The organism is Roseovarius dicentrarchi (genome assembly GCF_003316635.1).
In the GTDB taxonomy this organism is placed as follows: domain Bacteria; phylum Pseudomonadota; class Alphaproteobacteria; order Rhodobacterales; family Rhodobacteraceae; genus Roseovarius; species Roseovarius dicentrarchi.
On sequence record NZ_QNQP01000009.1, the window covers coordinates 85,036 to 100,018 of the forward strand.

Here is a 14,983-nt window from a genome sequence, read left to right on the forward strand (position 1 = left end):
GCTATTGTTGCCACGCATGAAAGTGATGGGTCGGCCCGTGACCTTGCCCGACAGACAGGCGCGATGCGCCGGAAATTGCGCCGGTGATGTAGCTTTTCGCGCTCTGAACAGCTTGCAGTAGTTCCTGCCCATGTCCCAGATGCGTCGCAATGGCCGACGAAAGAGTGCATCCGGTGCCATGCGTGTTGGCACTGTCGATGCGCGGAGCGCGCAGCCATGTGGCCCCCGCGCCGGTCAGCAGCAGATCCGGACTATGCGCGCCGGGCAGATGCCCGCCCTTCAGCAGAACCGCCCTAGCGCCCAGCGCCAGAAGGTGTTCAGCGTGGATTTGCATCCCGGCCTCGTCGCGCGCCTCGGGCAGGTCCAGCAGATCGGCCGCCTCGGGCAGGTTCGGAGTGATCAGCGCCGCGCGCGGCAAAAGGCGGTCGCGCAGGGCGGCCACTGCCGCCGCTTCCAGCAGGCGGTCGCCGCCCTTGGCCACCATCACCGGATCGAGGACAATGGGCGCCTCCACCCCCTCCAGCGCGTCTGCGACCGCGGTGATGATCGCGGCGCTGCCCAGCATCCCGATCTTGACCGCGTCGATGCGGATATCCTCGCGCAGCGCCGCGATCTGCGCCGTCACCATGGCGGCATCGACCAGCTGCACCGCCTGAACGCCGCGCGTATTTTGCGCGGTCAGCCCGGTGATGGCGGCCATGGCATAGCCGCCATTGGCCGAAATCGCCTTGATATCGGCCTGAATACCGGCGCCGCCCAATGGGTCGGACCCGGCGATGGACAGGATATTGGGGATCATGCTGCGCTCCATTCTGCAATCAGGGCGCGCGCGGCGGCCTGCATATCCGCCGCGCGCGATATGGCCGATACGACGGCGACACCGGCCGCGCCCGCCTGCCGGATGGCGGCCAGATCACCCGGCTTGACACCGCCGATCGCAACGCAGGGCAGCGGCGTTGCGGCGATGATGCGGGCCAGACCGTCAAAGCCCAGCGGCTGCGCCGCGTCCGGCTTGGTCGCGGTTGCGCGCAGGGGGCCGACGCCCAGATAATCGACCGTATCCGCCGGGATCGCGACCAGCTGCGCCAGCGTTTCCACCGACAGGCCCAGCAGCATGTCCGGCCCAATCCGGGCGCGGATGGCGGCGATATCCCCATCGCCCTGCCCCACATGCAACCCATCGGCGGCCACCTGAACGGCCACGTCAATCCGGTCATTGATCACCAGCCTTGCCCCCGATGCCCGCGTGATGGGCTGCAACTCCCGCGCCTGCGCGATCATCTGCGCATCGCTGGCGTGCTTGTCACGCAACTGCACGATGGTAACGCCCGCCGCCACCGCCGCGCGCACCTGATCGGGCACGCTGGCAGGCGCATCTGGGTCGGTGACAAAGTAAACCGGACCGGGCATCATGCCGCTGTGATCCGCGCGCGCGCCGTCACGTCCTGCGGCGTCATGTTGTGCAGCGCGTCGATAAACGCCACCTGAAAGCTGGCCGGCCCGGCCGCATTTGCGCCCGCCATTTCGCCCGCCACGGCATAGCTGGCCAGCGCGGCCACGGTCGCCGGCAGCGCAGGCTGGCCCACGGCAAAGGCGGCGACCACCCCGGTCAGCGAACAGCCCAGCACGGTGATGCGCGGCATCAGCGCATGACCGCCCGCGATCCGGTAGGCGGTGTGTCCATCGGTGACGTAATCCACCTCGCCGGTGACGGCGACGACGCCGCCGGTCTGGCGGGCCAATGCCTGCGCCGCCTCTACCGCGTCGCTGACCGCATTCGCGGTATCGGCGCCCTTGCCCGCCGCATCGGCCCCGGCCAGCGCGATGATTTCCGAGGCGTTGCCGCGAATGACCGTGGGTTTCAGCGCCAGCAGACGCGCGCCCGCATCGCGGCGCAGCGCCGTGGCGCCGACAGCGACCGGGTCCAGCACCCAGGGCTTGCCCGCCTCGGCCATGACGCGGGCGGCGATTTCCATCGAGCTGACCCATTCGGGATCCAGCGTGCCGATATTGACGCTGAGCGTATCGGCCAGCCCGGCAAATTCGCCCACCTCTTCCGGCGCGTGGTTCATGGCCGGGCTGGCGCCGATGGCCAGCAGGATATTGGCCATGACGTTCATTGCGACGAAATTTGTGATGTTCTGCACCAGCGGCGCGCGCTCGCGCATCTGCGCCAAGTGGTGTCCTGCGTCTATCATCGTGATCCCCCTTTTGGCCGCAAAGGGGTGCGTCGCTGGGCGGGGCATGTGGCCCCGTCTGCGCTGCAACTTCCTCCGCCGGCATGATCCGGTTCAGGTTCGAAGGGTGCATCTCAGCCCCGGTTGGGGCGCCCCTGTTACGCAGGCAATCATGGGCGCGCGGCGGCCCGGCGTCAAGCCATCAGAAATCGATGGCGATGCCCTTCTTCTCCCAATCGCCGTAGCGCACCGCCTCTGGCCCGTTCTTGCGGCCGCCCAGTTCCTTGGGCAGATCGCGGGGCTTGGCGGCGGCGCGGCGCTGTTCGGCTTCGGCAAGGGCGCGGATGGCGGCGGGCGGCAGGGGCGGGGTGTCGGGGCGGTCGGTCATGGCATGGGTTCCTTTCGGCGTTGCCCCTTGATATACGCCGCCGTCATCATTCAGCAAGGATTTGCCATGCCCCCGCATTCGCCCCGCGCCGCCGCCACCCGCCTGCTGGACCAGATCCTGGGCGAGCAACGCCAGTTGGCCGATCTTCTGGCGTCCGGCGCGCTGGACCGGCTGGAGGCGCCGGACCGCGCCCGCGCCCAGCGCCTTGCCACGCAAACCTTGCGCGGGATGGAGCGGGCCGATCGCGTGCTGGCCAAACACCTGCGCAAAGCGCCGCCCCTGCCGGTGATGAACATCCTGCGGCTGGGCACGGTCGAGCTGTGCCTTGGCGGCGATGCGCATGGGGTGGTGAACGATTGCGTCGGGCTGGTGGCGGGCGACAAGCGGTTTGTCCGGCTCAAGGGGCTGGTGAATGCGGTGCTGCGCAAGGTGGCCGCGGACGGCCCCGCCGAATGGGCCAGGCTGCGCGTGCCGCATCTGCCAAAATGGCTGCGCGCCCCTCTGTCCGAGGCATATGGCGCCAAGGCGGTCGCCGGGTTCGAGGCCGCGCATTTCGCCGGCGCGCCGCTGGATCTGACGGCAAAGGGCGATGCAGCCGCGCTGGCCGATGCGCTGGGCGGTACGGTTTTGCCAACAGGATCGGTGCGCGTGCATAACGCCGGGCAGGTCAGCGCCCTGCCCGGTTTCGAGGCAGGCGACTGGTGGGTGCAGGACGCCGCCGCCGCCATTCCGGCGCGCGCGCTGAACGCGGCCCCCGGCGAGGCGGTGCTGGACATGTGCGCCGCGCCTGGGGGCAAGACGCTGCAACTGGCGGCCACCGGCGCGGATGTCACCGCGCTGGACATCTCGGACGCGCGCATGGCGCGGGTGCGCGAAAACCTGAAACGTACGGGGCTGAAGGCGACACTGGTGACCGGCGACGCGCTGACGCATCAGGGCAATTACGACGCGATCCTGCTGGATGCGCCCTGTTCGGCCACCGGCACGATCCGGCGGCATGCCGATCTGCCGCATGCGCGTGATGGCAGCGAAATCGGCGATCTGATCGCGCTTCAGGCGGCGATGCTGGACCGCGCGCTGAGCCTTTTGAATCCCGGCGGGCGGCTGGTCTATTGCACCTGCTCGCTGCTGCCCGATGAGGGCGAATGCCAGATCGACGACGCGCTGCTGCGCCACAGCGGCCTGTCGGTTGACCGCGCCGCGCTGGACCTGCCCGGCATCGACCCTGCTTGGATCACCGACGAGGGTGGTTTGCGCCTGCGCCCGGATTACTGGGGCGATATCGGCGGCATGGACGGGTTCTATATCGCGGTGCTGAAAACCTGAGGCGATATCGCAATCGCGCGGTGACTTGGCCCGCGGCGCGCGATATGCTGCTGCCTGAAATGGCGCCGAGAAGAGCGCGTATTGGCGAGGCGCATGAAGTTTTCCGGCTCATATCGTGCGAAATGGACGCATCTGCAAAACCGTGCCGCCGCGCGCCGTGCGGTGCGCGCGAGGCCGGTGACCGCCTTCGTTTCGGCGCCCGAGCCGCGCACCATCGGCAGCTTTGCGCGCGGCAGGCAGCTGTCGGCGGGCAATTTCATGTTCGCCGGCCATCTGGTCGCGCAGCCGGACACGTCGATCTGGGATCTGACCCCGCCCGATGCGGCGTTCGAGGCGCAGATGCACGGATTTGGCTGGCTGGATGATCTGGCAGCGGCAGGCGATGCCCCCGCCCGTATCTGCGCCCAAAACTGGACCCGGCAATGGATTGAACGTTACGGCGCCGGGCGCGGCCCCGGCTGGACGCCGGGCCTGACCGGCCGGCGCCTGATCCGCTGGATCAATCACGCGCTGTTTTTGCTGGCCGGGCAGGACAAGCCCGCCACCGATGCATTTTATCGCTCGCTGGCGCAGCAGACCCTGTTTCTGAGTCGGCGCTGGCATGCCACGGACCCCGGCCTGCCCCGGATCGAGGCGCTGACCGGACTGGTCTATGCCGGGCTTGCGCTGGAGGGGATGCAGGCTCACGCGCCCGCCGCCGCGCTGGCACTGGGCCGCGAATGTGACGCACGCATCGGCGCCGAAGGACTGCTGCCCACCCGCAACCCCGAAGAGTTGCTGGATGTCTTTACGCTGCTGACATGGGCCACCGCCGCGCTGACGGATGCAGGCCAGACACCGCCCCCATCGCTCAGCGCCGCGACGGCGCGGATCGCGCCCACCTTGCGCAGCCTGCGCCATTCGGATGGCGGGCTGGCGCGGTTTCACGGCGGCGGGCGCGGGTTGGAAGGGCGGCTGGACACAGCGCTGGCCACCAGCGGGGTAAAGGCGCGGCACAAGGGCGATCTGGCGATGGGATACGCCCGGCTGAGCGCCGGGCGCACCTCGGTCATCATCGATGCGGCGCCGCCGCCGATGGGCGCCGCATCGGCCGGCGCGCATGCCTCGACCTTGGCATTCGAGCTGACATCGGGGCGGCGCCCGCTGATCGTCAACTGTGGGTCCGGCGCCAGCTTTGGCGCCGAATGGCGGCGCGCGGGACGCGCGACCCCGTCACATTCCACGCTGGTTGTCGCGGGCGAATCCAGCGCCCGGCTGGGCACCGGCGCGCAGGCCGACTGGCTGGCCAGCGGTCCGCGCGATGTGCAGGTCCAGCTAAGCCAGGCCTCCGACGGGCTGCGGTTTGAGGGCGGGCATGACGGCTATGCGCCGCAGTTCGGACTGACCCATGCGCGCACCATCGAAATGACGTTCGACGGGCGCGGCATCGCCGGCGAGGATATGCTGCTGGCGCTGCCCGATACGGATAAACGCCGGTTTGATCAGGTCATTGACGCGCGCGCGCTTCAGGGTATCCCCTTTCAGATCCGGTTTCACCTTCACCCCGAGGTGGACGCGGCGCTGGACATGGGCGGCGCGGCGATATCGCTGGCACTGCGCAGCGGCGAAATCTGGGTATTCCGCACCGATGCCCGCGCGAAAATGGTGCTGGAGCCGTCGGTTTATCTGGAAAAAACCCGGCTGAAGCCCCGCCCGAGCAAACAGATAGTTTTATCTGGCGCCGCGCTGGAGTATGCGACCCGCATCAGATGGTCGCTGGCCAAGGCACAGGATACCCCGACCGGCATTCGCGATCTGGCGCAGGACGCGCCGTATCATACGCCCGGCCCCGACCAGGACGCCCAACCACGCAGGAAACCGACATGACCGATATCGCCCCCATCCGCCGCGCCCTTTTGTCCGTCTCCGACAAGACGGGGCTGATTGACCTGGGCCGCGCCCTTGCGCAGCGCGGGGTCGAATTGCTCAGCACCGGGGGCAGCGCCAAGTCGTTGCGGCAGGCGGGGCTGGAGGTGCGCGATGTGGCCGATGTGACCGGCTTTCCCGAAATGATGGATGGCCGTGTGAAAACCCTGCACCCCGCCGTGCATGGCGGGCTGCTGGCGCTGCGCGACAATGACGACCATCTGCGCGCGATGGACGAACATGGCATCGGCGCGATCGATCTGCTGGTGGTGAACCTCTACCCGTTTGAATCGACCGTTGCAGCGGGCGCCGATTATGACACCTGCGTTGAAAATATCGACATCGGCGGTCCGGCAATGATTCGCGCCGCCGCCAAGAACCACGGCTTTGTAAACGTTGTCGTCGATGTGGAGGATTACGATGCCCTTCTGGCCGAGATGGAGGCGCATGACGGCGGCACCACGCTGGCCTTCCGCCGCAAACTGGCGATGACGGCCTATTCGCGCACGGCGGCATATGATTCGGCTGTATCCGGCTGGATGGCTGCGCAGCAGGGTGACAGCGCCCCGCGCCGTCGCACCGTGGCCGGCACGCTGGCACAGGTGCTGCGCTATGGCGAGAATCCGCATCAATCGGCGTCCTTCTATCTGGACGGCAGCGCCCGCCCCGGCGTCGCCACCGCCGAGCAGCTTCAGGGCAAGGCGCTGAGCTACAACAACATCAACGACACCGATGCCGCGTTCGAGCTGGCCAGCGAGTTCGCCCCCGAGGACGGCCCCGCCTGCGCCATCATCAAACACGCCAACCCCTGCGGCGTTGCCCGCGCGGCCACGCTCAAGGACGCCTATACGCGCGCCTTTGACTGCGACCGCACATCGGCCTTCGGCGGCATCATCGCGCTGAACCGCCCGCTGGACGGCGCCACCGCCGAGGAGATCGCGCAGATCTTCACCGAGGTCGTCATCGCCCCCGGCGCGGACGACGACGCGCGCCGCATTTTCGAGGCCAAGAAGAACCTGCGCCTGCTGATCACCGATGGCATGGCCGACCCGCGCAGCGCGGCGCAGACGATCCGGCAGGTTTCGGGCGGCTATCTGATGCAGGACAAGGATAACGGCCATCTGGAGCCGGGCGATCTGAAAGTCGTGACCAAACGCCAGCCGACCGACGCGGAAATGGCCGACATGCTGTTTGCGTGGAAGGTGGCGAAACACGTCAAATCCAATGCCATCGTCTATGTCCGTGACGGCGCCACCGTCGGCGTTGGTGCCGGCCAGATGAGCCGCGTGGACAGCTGCCGCATCGCCGCGCGCAAATCCCAGGACATGGCCGAGGCGCTGGGCCTGCCGCGTCCGCTGACCCAGGGCAGCGTTGTCGCCTCTGACGCGTTCTTTCCCTTTGCCGATGGGCTGCTGACCGCCGCCGAGGCGGGCGCGACGGCGGTGATCCACCCCGGCGGCTCCATGCGCGACGACGAGGTTATTGCGGCCGCGGATGACGCGGGGCTTGCGATGGTGCTGACCGGCATGCGTCATTTCCGCCACTGATACCCCGCACCGACAGGAGAGCGTGATGAAAACCGTATTCTGGACCACGTTCTGGGTATTTCTGGTGGATCAGGCCAGCAAATGGCTGGTGGTTCACTGGATGGACCTGCGCAACGTCGGCACGATCGAAGTGGCGCCGCCCTATCTGGTGCTGCGGATGGCGTGGAACTATGGCATCAATTTTGGCCTGATGGCGGGCGATTCGCCCGTCACGCGCTGGGTGCTGATCGCGCTGGCCCTGGTCATTTGCGTGGCCGTCCTGTGGTGGACACATCACGAACCGGGCGGCAAGTGGCAGAAAATCGCCGTCGGCATGCTGGTGGGCGGCGCGCTGGGCAATGTGATTGACCGGATCTTGTATGGCGCTGTGGCCGATTTTCTGAACATGTCCTGCTGCGGCTTCAACAATCCGTTTGCGTTCAACGTCGCTGACATCGCGATCTTTGCCGGGGCGCTGGGCGTGGTCATCTTTACCCCCGGCAAAAAGCCCGCGTGACGCCGGGGCGAACATGCGGTAAACACACGACCAGACATCTATGACAGAAGGGCCACGACCATGCGCCGCGGCATCATTGCACTGACGATCCTGATCCTTGCCCTGCCCGCCTGCGGCAATGGCAAACTGAGCCGGATCAAAAACACCAGCAACGGACCGGACGAATTCACCGTCTTGCCGAGCAAGCCCTTGCAGACGCCGGACAGCTACAATTCCCTGCCCGCGCCCACGCCCGGCGTGGCCAATCTGGTGGATGCCAACCCAAGGGCCGACGGTATCGCCGCACTGGGCGGCAACCCGGCGGCAACGGTGCCCTCGGGCATATCGGGCAGCAATGCCGGGCTGGTCAACCACGCCCAGCGCCACGGCAGCAGCCCCGTCATTCGCCAGCAACTGGCCGCCGAGGATGCCGATACGCGGCGCAGCTACGGCCGGGTGAACCTGTTCAATCTGGGCCGCAATGACGACTACACCAACGCATATTCCAAGCAGTGGCTGGACGCGCAGGCCGAAAAGCAGCGCATGCAGCGCAGCGGTGCCGTCACCCCCTCGGCCCCGCCCGGCTGATAACGCGCCCACGCGCCCCGAAATTCACATATCCGACATCGCGGGTTGCGCATGGCGCCCGATGCCATACCTATGCGCCATAATCATCCCTAACCGGAGGCCCCGCATGCGCGCCCTGCTGATCGCCCTGACCGCCCTTTTTCCGCTGAGCGCAATGGCGCAGACCGGCACGGATAACGTCACGACCTATACCCTCGATAACGGTCTGGACCTGGTGGTGATCGAGGATCACCGCGCGCCTGTCGTCACCCACATGGTCTGGTATCGCGCGGGGTCGGCGGACGAGCCGCCGGGCGCCTCGGGCGTGGCGCATTTTCTGGAACACCTGCTGTTCAAGGGCACGGACACGCTGGCGCCCGGCGAGTTTTCCTCGACCGTGGCCAAGCAGGGCGGCAGTGACAATGCCTTTACCAGTTACGATTATACCGCCTATTATCAGCGCGTTGCCGCCGACCGTCTGGAATTGATGATGCAGATGGAATCCGACCGCATGGTCAATCTGCAACTGGATGAGGATAACGTCGCGACCGAGCGGGACGTCATCATCGAAGAACGCAATATGCGCGTGGAAAACAACCCCGGCGCGCTGTTCCGCGAACAGCAGAACGCGGCGCAATACCTGAACAGCCCCTACAGCGATCCGGTGATCGGCTGGCAGCATGAACAGCCGCTGCTGACGCTGGAGGATGCCAAGGATTTCTACGGCCTGTATTATTCGCCCAACAATGCCATCGTCGTCGTCGCGGGCGATGTGGCGGCGCAGGACGTGCATGCGCTGGCGCAGAAATACTATGGACCGCTGACAGCAAACCCCGACCTGCCCGAGCGGATCCGCCCGCAAGAGCCGCGCCAACTGGCCGCGCGCCGCCTTGCCATGCAGGACGCCCGTGTGGCGCAGCCCTACCTGACGCGCAGCTATCTGGCGCCCGAACGTGACAGCGGCGATCAGGCCCGCGCGGCGGCGCTGACCGTGCTGGCCGAAATTCTGGGCGGCGGCACCACATCGGTCATGGCCGAAAAGCTGCAATTCGACAGCCGGATCGCGGTGCAATCTGCGGCCTGGTATGACGGGATTTCGCTGGACGACACCAAATTCACGCTGCTGGTGGTCCCCGTCCCCGGCACCCCCCTGCCCGAGGCCGAGGCGGCGATGGATGCCGTCATTGCTGACTTTCTCGAAACAGGCGTTGACGCCGAGCAGCTGGACCGGATCAAGATGCAGCTGCGCGCCGCGCAGATCTATGCCCGCGATGATGTGAACGGGCTGGCCAACCGCTATGGCGCGGCGCTGACCTCGGGGCTGACGGTGCAGGATGTGCAGGACTGGCCCGACGTGTTGCAGGCCGTCACGGCAGACGACGTGATGCAGGCCGCGCAGGAGCTGTTCGTCGCCGAACGCTCTGTCACCGGATATCTCAGCAGCGCAGACGCAAATACCACCCCGGAGGTGACGCAATGACCCCTTCCCGCATGATCCGCTGGGCCGCTGCCGCCCTTGCCGCCGCGATGTTGGCCGCGCCTGCAAGCGCGGAAATAGACGTGCAGGATCTGACCACGCCGGACGGCATCAACCTGTGGCTGGTCGAGGATCACACGATCCCCTTCGTGGCGCTGGAAATGCGGTTTCGCGGGGGCGCGTCACTGGACCAGCCCGGCAAACGCGGCGCGACCAACCTGATGACCGGCCTTCTGGAAGAGGGCGCAGGCGACATGGACAGCCGCGAATTTGCCCGCCGGGCCGAGGCGCTGGCCGCCAATTTCTCCTATAACGTCGGGGATGACATGCTGTCTGTTTCGGCGCGCTTTCTGACCGAAAACCGCGATCAGGCGGTGGCGCTGCTGCGCGAAAGCCTTGTGAACCCGGCGTTCAACCAAAAATCCATCGACCGGGTGCGTGCGCAGGTCAATTCGATCATCGAATCGGATATGAAAGACCCGCGCGCCATCGTCTCGCGCCGTTTTGACGCGCAGACATTCGGCGATCACCCCTACGCCACATCCAAGGATGGCACGCTGGACAGCGTTGCCAGCCTGACGCGCGACGATCTCATCGCTGCCCACCGTGCGGCGCTGGTGCGCGACCGGCTGTACGTGGCCGCCGTTGGCGACATCACCGCCGATCAGCTGACCGCGCTGGTGGCCGATCTGACGGACGGCTTGCCTGCAACGTCCGATATCGACCTGCCCGGCGCCGCCGATACGGACCTGCCCGGCGGGATCACGGTAATTGATTTTCCAACGCCGCAATCTGTCGTCACCTTTGCCCAGCCCGGTATCGACCGCGATGATCCTGATTTTTTTGCCGCCTACCTGCTGAACCAGATCCTGGGCGGCGGCGGATTTGAAAGCCGCCTGATGCAGGAAGTGCGCGAAAAGCGCGGGCTGACTTACGGCGTCTACTCCTATCTGGTGGACCGCGACAATGCGCAGCTGTGGATGGGTCAGGTGGCGTCGGCCAATGACCGCGTGGCGCAGGCGATCGAGGTTATCCAGGACGAGTGGCAGAAAATGCGTGATAACGGCGTGACCGCGCAAGAGCTGGAGGACGCGAAAACCTACATGACCGGCGCCTATCCACTGCGCTTTGACGGCAACGCGCCGATTGCAAACATCGCCGTGGAAATGCAGGTCGAGGGGTTGCCGACAGATTACATCGCCACCCGCAACGACAAGGTCAACGCCGTCACACTGGAGCAGATCAACCGCGTCGCGCGCGAGCTGCTGGACCCGTCCAAGTTGACCTTTGTGGTTGCCGGCAAACCCGAAGGGGTCGGGGCGACGACGACAGAGTGATCGCGCCGCTGGCCGCCGAATCCAGATTGCTTAGTTTCCGCCTTTGGCTAAGCTGAAGATCAAGCACAACAGCTTTGGCAAAACAGGGACGATTTCCATGGCACGCGATACACTGGTAAAATTCGGCGAAGTTTCCGGCGGCGACAAAAACAACCTGCCGGGATGGAAGGCGATTGACGGCAACCCCACCATGACCACCACGGTCCAGCACAAGACCGAGGACGGCAAGGTTCTGTCAGGCACCTGGCAGGCAACTAAAGGCACCTTTCACGCCACCTATACCGACTACGAATTCGTTCACATGATTTCGGGCCGCATCATCATCACCCCCGATGGCGGCGACCCGGTCGAGGTGGGGCCGGGCGACGCATTTGTCGTGGAGGCTGACTTCAAGGGCACGTGGGAAATCCTTGAGGATGTGACCAAGCATTTCGTCATCACCCTGTAATCCGGGGTCAGAATCCGGGGCCGTCATTTCCCCTGCAACGCCGGGCACGATCGCCCGGCGTTATGTGTTTCACACCCCCAGATAGCGCGCGGCAATGCTGCGGTCGCGTGCCAGCGCCTCCACCGGCACCACGTCGCCGCCGCGTCCGTTCTCGATGAACGCGACCCGGTCCGCGATCTGCAACACCGCATCAAGCCGTTGTTCCACCAGCAATATTGCCACGCCTTTGGCACGCATGGCCAGCGTCACATCGCGGATCGCCGCCACCATCGACGGCTGCAACCCTTCGGTCGGCTCGTCCAGCAGCAGCGCCTTGGGGCGCAGGCAAAGCGCGCGGGCGGTGGCCAGCATCTGCTGCTCGCCCCCCGAAAGCGTCTGCGCTTGCTGGCGATAGCGTTCGCGCAAGCGCGGGAACAGCGCCAGCACCTCCTCCAGAACGTCCGGGGGGCTGGCGCGGGTGCGCATCCCGATTTCCAGATTCTGCGCCACCGTCAGTCCGGCAAACAGGCCCCGGCCCTGCGGCACATAGCCGATCCCGGCGCGCGCCACCTTATGCGCGGGCAGCGCGCTGACCTCGGCGCCGTCCAGCAACACGCGCCCGCCCATCAGCGGAATCAGCCCCATGATGGCGCGCATCGCGGTGGTTTTCCCGGCACCATTGCGGCCCATCAGGCACAGGATTTCGCCCGCCGAAACACTCAGCGACACGTCGCGCAGCACCTGCGCCGCGCCATATCCGGCGCTGATGCGGTCCAGCTTCAGCATCACGGCGCCCCCAGATAGGCGGATTGCACGCCCGGATCGGCGCGGACCTCGGCCGGGGTGCCGGTCATCAGAACCTCGCCCGCGTTCAGCACCGTGACCCGGTCCGCCAGCGCCATGACAACGTCCATGTTATGCTCGATCAGCAGGATCGTGGTTTGCGCGGCCAGATCGCACACCAGCGCCTTGAACCCGTCAATTTCGCCCTCGGACAACCCTTGGGTCGGCTCGTCCAGAATCAGCAGGCGGGGCGCCTGAACGATGCCCATGGCAATCTCCAGCAGGCGCTGATGGCCATAGCTCAGATCGCCCGCGCGCGCGGACGGGTCGGTCAGCCCGACGCGCGCCAGCGCCGCCTGCACCGCGCCGGGCACATCGGCGCGCGGCATATGCGGCCTTGCGGCCAGCGCCACGTTTTCGGCCACCGGCAGGCGCGCGAAGACGGACGTGATCTGAAACGTATAGGCCATGCCCAGCCGCGTGCGCCGGTGCGCGGGCAGCCGCGTAATGTCCTGCCCGGCCAGCACCACCTGCCCCGCATCCGGCGTGATGCGCCCCGCGATCATGCCCACCAGCGTCGTCTTGCCGGCGCCATTCGGCCCGATCAGCGCGCGCACCTCGCCCTGGGGGATGTCCAGCGACACCTCCGCGACAGCGCGCACGCCGTCATAGAGCTTGGTCAGGCCTCGGACGTTTAGCAGGCTCATGGCAGCCAGCCCCAGAACCGGCGGCGCAGCTCGCCCATCAGGCCCTGCGGCGCGAACAGCGTCAGCAGCACCAGAACGACACCCGCAATCAGCATGTAAGCCGTCGTTATACCAGAGCTGAGGTCGATCAGATAGAACATGAACAGCGTTCCCACAAACGGCCCCAGCACCGTCCCCGCCCCGCCCAGCAGCACCCACAAAAGCGGCAGGATCGAATATTCAACCGCGGCAAAGCTGGCCCCCGCATAGCCGAACAGCAGCGCATAGGCCGCCCCCGCCGCACCCGATATGGTGCCTGACACCACCATCGCCGCCCATTTCAGGCGAAACGTGTCATAGCCCAGCATGACAGTGCGCGCCTCATTCTCGCGGATGGCGATCAGGCTGCGCCCGAACGGCGCGCGCACCAACCAGAGGCTGGCCAGCAGCGCGGCGGAAAACAGCGCCCACGCGGCCAGATACCGGTTGCCCGGATCGCTCAGGTCGATGCCCCATAAGACGCGGCTGGCACGGGCAATAACAAACCCCTCGTCCCCGCGCGTCCAGTCGCCGAAATAGAGGATGGCCAGATATCCGGCCTGCGCGAACATCAGCGTCACGATCATGAACGCGACCCCCGTCGTGCGCAGCGCCAGCAGCCCCAGCGCGCCGGCTATCAGCGCCCCGGCAGCCACCCCAATGGCCAGCGCCGCGCCCGGTCCCATGCCCAGATGCTGCACGGCCAGCCCCATGCCGTACATCCCGGCGGCAAAGAACAGTGCATGTCCCAGGCTAAGCAGGCCGGTGTAGCCAAAAACGATGTTATAGCCCACAGCATAGCTGGCCAGCACCATGATCCGCGCCATATTGCCATGATGATAGACCGGCAGCACAAAATGCAGCGCCAGCAGCGCGGCGATCAGCCCACCATGCAGCAGTGTTATACGCGCCGCCCCGCTCATGCCCGCCGCGCGCCAAACAGGCCCTGCGGGCGAAACACCAGCACCAGCGCCACCAGCAGCGTCGCCAATATCTTGGCCAGCGTGGGCGAGAAAAAGACCGAGATGATGCCGTCGCTCAGCCCGATCAGGATGGCGGCAAATACCGTGCCCGGCAGGCTGCCCAGCCCGCCGATGATGACCACCGTAAAGGCCAGCAGCAAGGGATCGGCCCCCATCAGGTAATGCGCCTGCGATATGGGCACGATCAATACAGCGGCCAGCGCCGCCAGCGCCGCCCCGATGCCGAACACCATGGCATAGACCCGCTCGACCGGGATGCCGAACGCCAGGGCCATGTCGCGATCCGCCTGAACCGCGCGCATGACCAGCCCGATCCGCGTGCGCGCCATCATCGCCCAGACACCCAGCAGCACCGCCACCCCGGCGCCGATCACCGCCAGTTTATAGCTGGTCGTGCTCAGCCCCCACGGCCAATAGAGCGCCAGCGCGCCCTCCTTGACCTCGAACCACGGCAGCGCCAGCCGGGTGTTGAAGGGCGGCGCGACGGGCCGCGCCTCGGGGCCATACCCCATCAGCGTCAGTTGCTGGATGATGTAGAGCAGGCCGATGGTGGCAACGATGGTACGCTCCGGGTCATAGTCCAGCCGTTTGAGAATGGTCATATCGGCAGCCACGGCAATCGCCCCCACGATCAGCGGCGCCGCCACCAACGCCACGGCAAAGCCGATTGCGGGCGGCCCGCCGATCATCTGCGTGACGTACCACGCCAGGATCGCGCCCAGCATGAAAAACTCGCCATGCGCGATGTTGACCACCCGCATCACGCCGAACACAAGGCTCAGCCCCACCGCCGTCAGCGCCAGAACCGACGCCATCACCGCGCCCTCCAGCGTGGCAAGCAGCAGATAGGGGCCAATCTCCATCCG

At 66.5% G+C, this 14,983-nt stretch carries 16 protein-coding genes and 1 riboswitch; of the genes, 8 read left to right on the forward strand and 8 right to left on the reverse strand.

Going from position 1 to position 14,983, the window contains the following annotated elements; genetic code table 11:
* Nucleotide 1: 1 nt before the first annotated feature.
* From thiD to DQ230_RS17360, 4 genes are all read right to left on the reverse strand, one after another.
* The gene (gene thiD / locus DQ230_RS08550; RefSeq protein ID WP_162497401.1) at nt 2-799 is read right to left on the reverse strand and encodes a bifunctional hydroxymethylpyrimidine kinase/phosphomethylpyrimidine kinase; all 798 of its coding nucleotides are present in this window, start codon (nt 797-799) and stop codon (nt 2-4) included.
* On the reverse strand, nt 796-1,410 hold the full coding sequence (thiE, locus tag DQ230_RS08555; protein ID WP_113912215.1) for a thiamine phosphate synthase: 615 nt from the start codon (nt 1,408-1,410) through the stop codon (nt 796-798). The genes thiD and thiE overlap by 4 nt, the downstream gene beginning before the upstream one ends.
* Entirely contained in the window at nt 1,410-2,198 is a 789-nt protein-coding gene (gene thiM / locus DQ230_RS08560) for a hydroxyethylthiazole kinase (protein WP_113912168.1), read from the reverse strand. The genes thiE and thiM overlap by 1 nt, the downstream gene beginning before the upstream one ends.
* A 53-nt stretch (nt 2,199-2,251) precedes the next feature.
* Nucleotides 2,252-2,344, reverse strand: a riboswitch (TPP riboswitch).
* A 35-nt stretch (nt 2,345-2,379) separates the two neighbouring features.
* Nucleotides 2,380-2,565 (reverse strand): DUF1674 domain-containing protein, encoded by a 186-nt coding sequence (locus DQ230_RS17360; RefSeq protein ID WP_113912169.1) that lies wholly within the window; start codon nt 2,563-2,565, stop codon nt 2,380-2,382.
* A 66-nt stretch (nt 2,566-2,631) separates the two neighbouring features.
* Here DQ230_RS17360 and DQ230_RS08570 point away from each other — a divergent pair, with 66 nt between their 5' ends.
* The 8 genes from DQ230_RS08570 to DQ230_RS08605 all read left to right on the forward strand — a co-directional run bounded on the left by DQ230_RS08570 (nt 2,632) and on the right by DQ230_RS08605 (nt 11,647).
* Nucleotides 2,632-3,891, forward strand: coding sequence for an RsmB/NOP family class I SAM-dependent RNA methyltransferase (locus DQ230_RS08570; RefSeq protein ID WP_113912170.1), 1,260 nt, complete (start codon nt 2,632-2,634; stop codon nt 3,889-3,891).
* 93 nt (nt 3,892-3,984) lie between these two features.
* Nucleotides 3,985-5,757 (forward strand): heparinase II/III family protein, encoded by a 1,773-nt coding sequence (locus DQ230_RS08575; protein WP_113912171.1) that lies wholly within the window; start codon nt 3,985-3,987, stop codon nt 5,755-5,757.
* Nucleotides 5,754-7,343: a bifunctional phosphoribosylaminoimidazolecarboxamide formyltransferase/IMP cyclohydrolase gene (gene purH / locus DQ230_RS08580; RefSeq protein WP_113912172.1), complete on the forward strand. Its 1,590-nt coding sequence runs from the start codon at nt 5,754-5,756 to the stop codon at nt 7,341-7,343. Before DQ230_RS08575 ends, purH begins: the two co-directional genes overlap by 4 nt.
* Nucleotides 7,344-7,368: 25 nt before the next feature.
* On the forward strand, nt 7,369-7,839 hold the full coding sequence (gene lspA, locus DQ230_RS08585; protein ID WP_113912173.1) for a signal peptidase II: 471 nt from the start codon (nt 7,369-7,371) through the stop codon (nt 7,837-7,839).
* Nucleotides 7,840-7,899: 60 nt separating this feature from the next.
* Nucleotides 7,900-8,406: a DUF3035 domain-containing protein gene (locus DQ230_RS08590; protein WP_113912174.1), complete on the forward strand. Its 507-nt coding sequence runs from the start codon at nt 7,900-7,902 to the stop codon at nt 8,404-8,406.
* A gap of 106 nt (nt 8,407-8,512) precedes the next feature.
* The gene (locus tag DQ230_RS08595) at nt 8,513-9,865 is read left to right on the forward strand and encodes a M16 family metallopeptidase (protein WP_113912175.1); all 1,353 of its coding nucleotides are present in this window, start codon (nt 8,513-8,515) and stop codon (nt 9,863-9,865) included.
* Nucleotides 9,866-9,876: 11 nt separating this feature from the next.
* On the forward strand, nt 9,877-11,199 hold the full coding sequence (locus DQ230_RS08600) for a M16 family metallopeptidase (protein WP_113912176.1): 1,323 nt from the start codon (nt 9,877-9,879) through the stop codon (nt 11,197-11,199).
* 97 nt (nt 11,200-11,296) lie between these two features.
* Nucleotides 11,297-11,647, forward strand: coding sequence for a cupin domain-containing protein (locus DQ230_RS08605; RefSeq protein ID WP_113912177.1), 351 nt, complete (start codon nt 11,297-11,299; stop codon nt 11,645-11,647).
* 69 nt (nt 11,648-11,716) lie between these two features.
* Here DQ230_RS08605 and DQ230_RS08610 read toward each other — a convergent pair whose 3' ends face one another.
* Genes DQ230_RS08610 through DQ230_RS08625 form a run of 4 tightly spaced genes read right to left on the reverse strand, consistent with a single transcriptional unit; the run spans nt 11,717 to nt 14,980 of the window.
* Nucleotides 11,717-12,412 carry an ABC transporter ATP-binding protein gene (locus tag DQ230_RS08610; protein WP_113912178.1) on the reverse strand — a complete coding sequence of 232 codons (696 nt, stop codon included), beginning with the start codon at nt 12,410-12,412 and terminating at the stop codon, nt 11,717-11,719.
* Entirely contained in the window at nt 12,412-13,116 is a 705-nt protein-coding gene (locus tag DQ230_RS08615; RefSeq protein WP_113912179.1) for an ABC transporter ATP-binding protein, read from the reverse strand. Before DQ230_RS08615 ends, DQ230_RS08610 begins: the two co-directional genes overlap by 1 nt.
* Nucleotides 13,113-14,057: a branched-chain amino acid ABC transporter permease gene (locus DQ230_RS08620; RefSeq protein WP_113912180.1), complete on the reverse strand. Its 945-nt coding sequence runs from the start codon at nt 14,055-14,057 to the stop codon at nt 13,113-13,115. The genes DQ230_RS08615 and DQ230_RS08620 overlap by 4 nt, the downstream gene beginning before the upstream one ends.
* Nucleotides 14,054-14,980, reverse strand: a complete 927-nt coding sequence (locus DQ230_RS08625; RefSeq protein ID WP_113912181.1) for a branched-chain amino acid ABC transporter permease — start codon at nt 14,978-14,980, stop codon at nt 14,054-14,056. The genes DQ230_RS08620 and DQ230_RS08625 overlap by 4 nt, the downstream gene beginning before the upstream one ends.
* Between the last annotated feature and the right edge of the window lie 3 nt (nt 14,981-14,983).

Coding starts and splice junctions, on each gene's coding strand:
- thiD (WP_162497401.1), bottom strand. CDS start 799: ATGATCCCCAATATCCTGTCCATCGCCGGGTCCGACCCATTGGGCGGC.
- thiE (WP_113912215.1), bottom strand. CDS start 1,410: ATGCCCGGTCCGGTTTACTTTGTCACCGACCCAGATGCGCCTGCCAGC.
- thiM (WP_113912168.1), bottom strand. CDS start 2,198: ATGATAGACGCAGGACACCACTTGGCGCAGATGCGCGAGCGCGCGCCG.
- DQ230_RS17360 (WP_113912169.1), bottom strand. CDS start 2,565: ATGACCGACCGCCCCGACACCCCGCCCCTGCCGCCCGCCGCCATCCGC.
- DQ230_RS08570 (WP_113912170.1), top strand. CDS start 2,632: ATGCCCCCGCATTCGCCCCGCGCCGCCGCCACCCGCCTGCTGGACCAG.
- DQ230_RS08575 (WP_113912171.1), top strand. CDS start 3,985: ATGAAGTTTTCCGGCTCATATCGTGCGAAATGGACGCATCTGCAAAAC.
- purH (WP_113912172.1), top strand. CDS start 5,754: ATGACCGATATCGCCCCCATCCGCCGCGCCCTTTTGTCCGTCTCCGAC.
- lspA (WP_113912173.1), top strand. CDS start 7,369: ATGAAAACCGTATTCTGGACCACGTTCTGGGTATTTCTGGTGGATCAG.
- DQ230_RS08590 (WP_113912174.1), top strand. CDS start 7,900: ATGCGCCGCGGCATCATTGCACTGACGATCCTGATCCTTGCCCTGCCC.
- DQ230_RS08595 (WP_113912175.1), top strand. CDS start 8,513: ATGCGCGCCCTGCTGATCGCCCTGACCGCCCTTTTTCCGCTGAGCGCA.
- DQ230_RS08600 (WP_113912176.1), top strand. CDS start 9,877: ATGATCCGCTGGGCCGCTGCCGCCCTTGCCGCCGCGATGTTGGCCGCG.
- DQ230_RS08605 (WP_113912177.1), top strand. CDS start 11,297: ATGGCACGCGATACACTGGTAAAATTCGGCGAAGTTTCCGGCGGCGAC.
- DQ230_RS08610 (WP_113912178.1), bottom strand. CDS start 12,412: ATGCTGAAGCTGGACCGCATCAGCGCCGGATATGGCGCGGCGCAGGTG.
- DQ230_RS08615 (WP_113912179.1), bottom strand. CDS start 13,116: ATGAGCCTGCTAAACGTCCGAGGCCTGACCAAGCTCTATGACGGCGTG.
- DQ230_RS08620 (WP_113912180.1), bottom strand. CDS start 14,057: ATGAGCGGGGCGGCGCGTATAACACTGCTGCATGGTGGGCTGATCGCC.
- DQ230_RS08625 (WP_113912181.1), bottom strand. CDS start 14,980: ATGGAGATTGGCCCCTATCTGCTGCTTGCCACGCTGGAGGGCGCGGTG.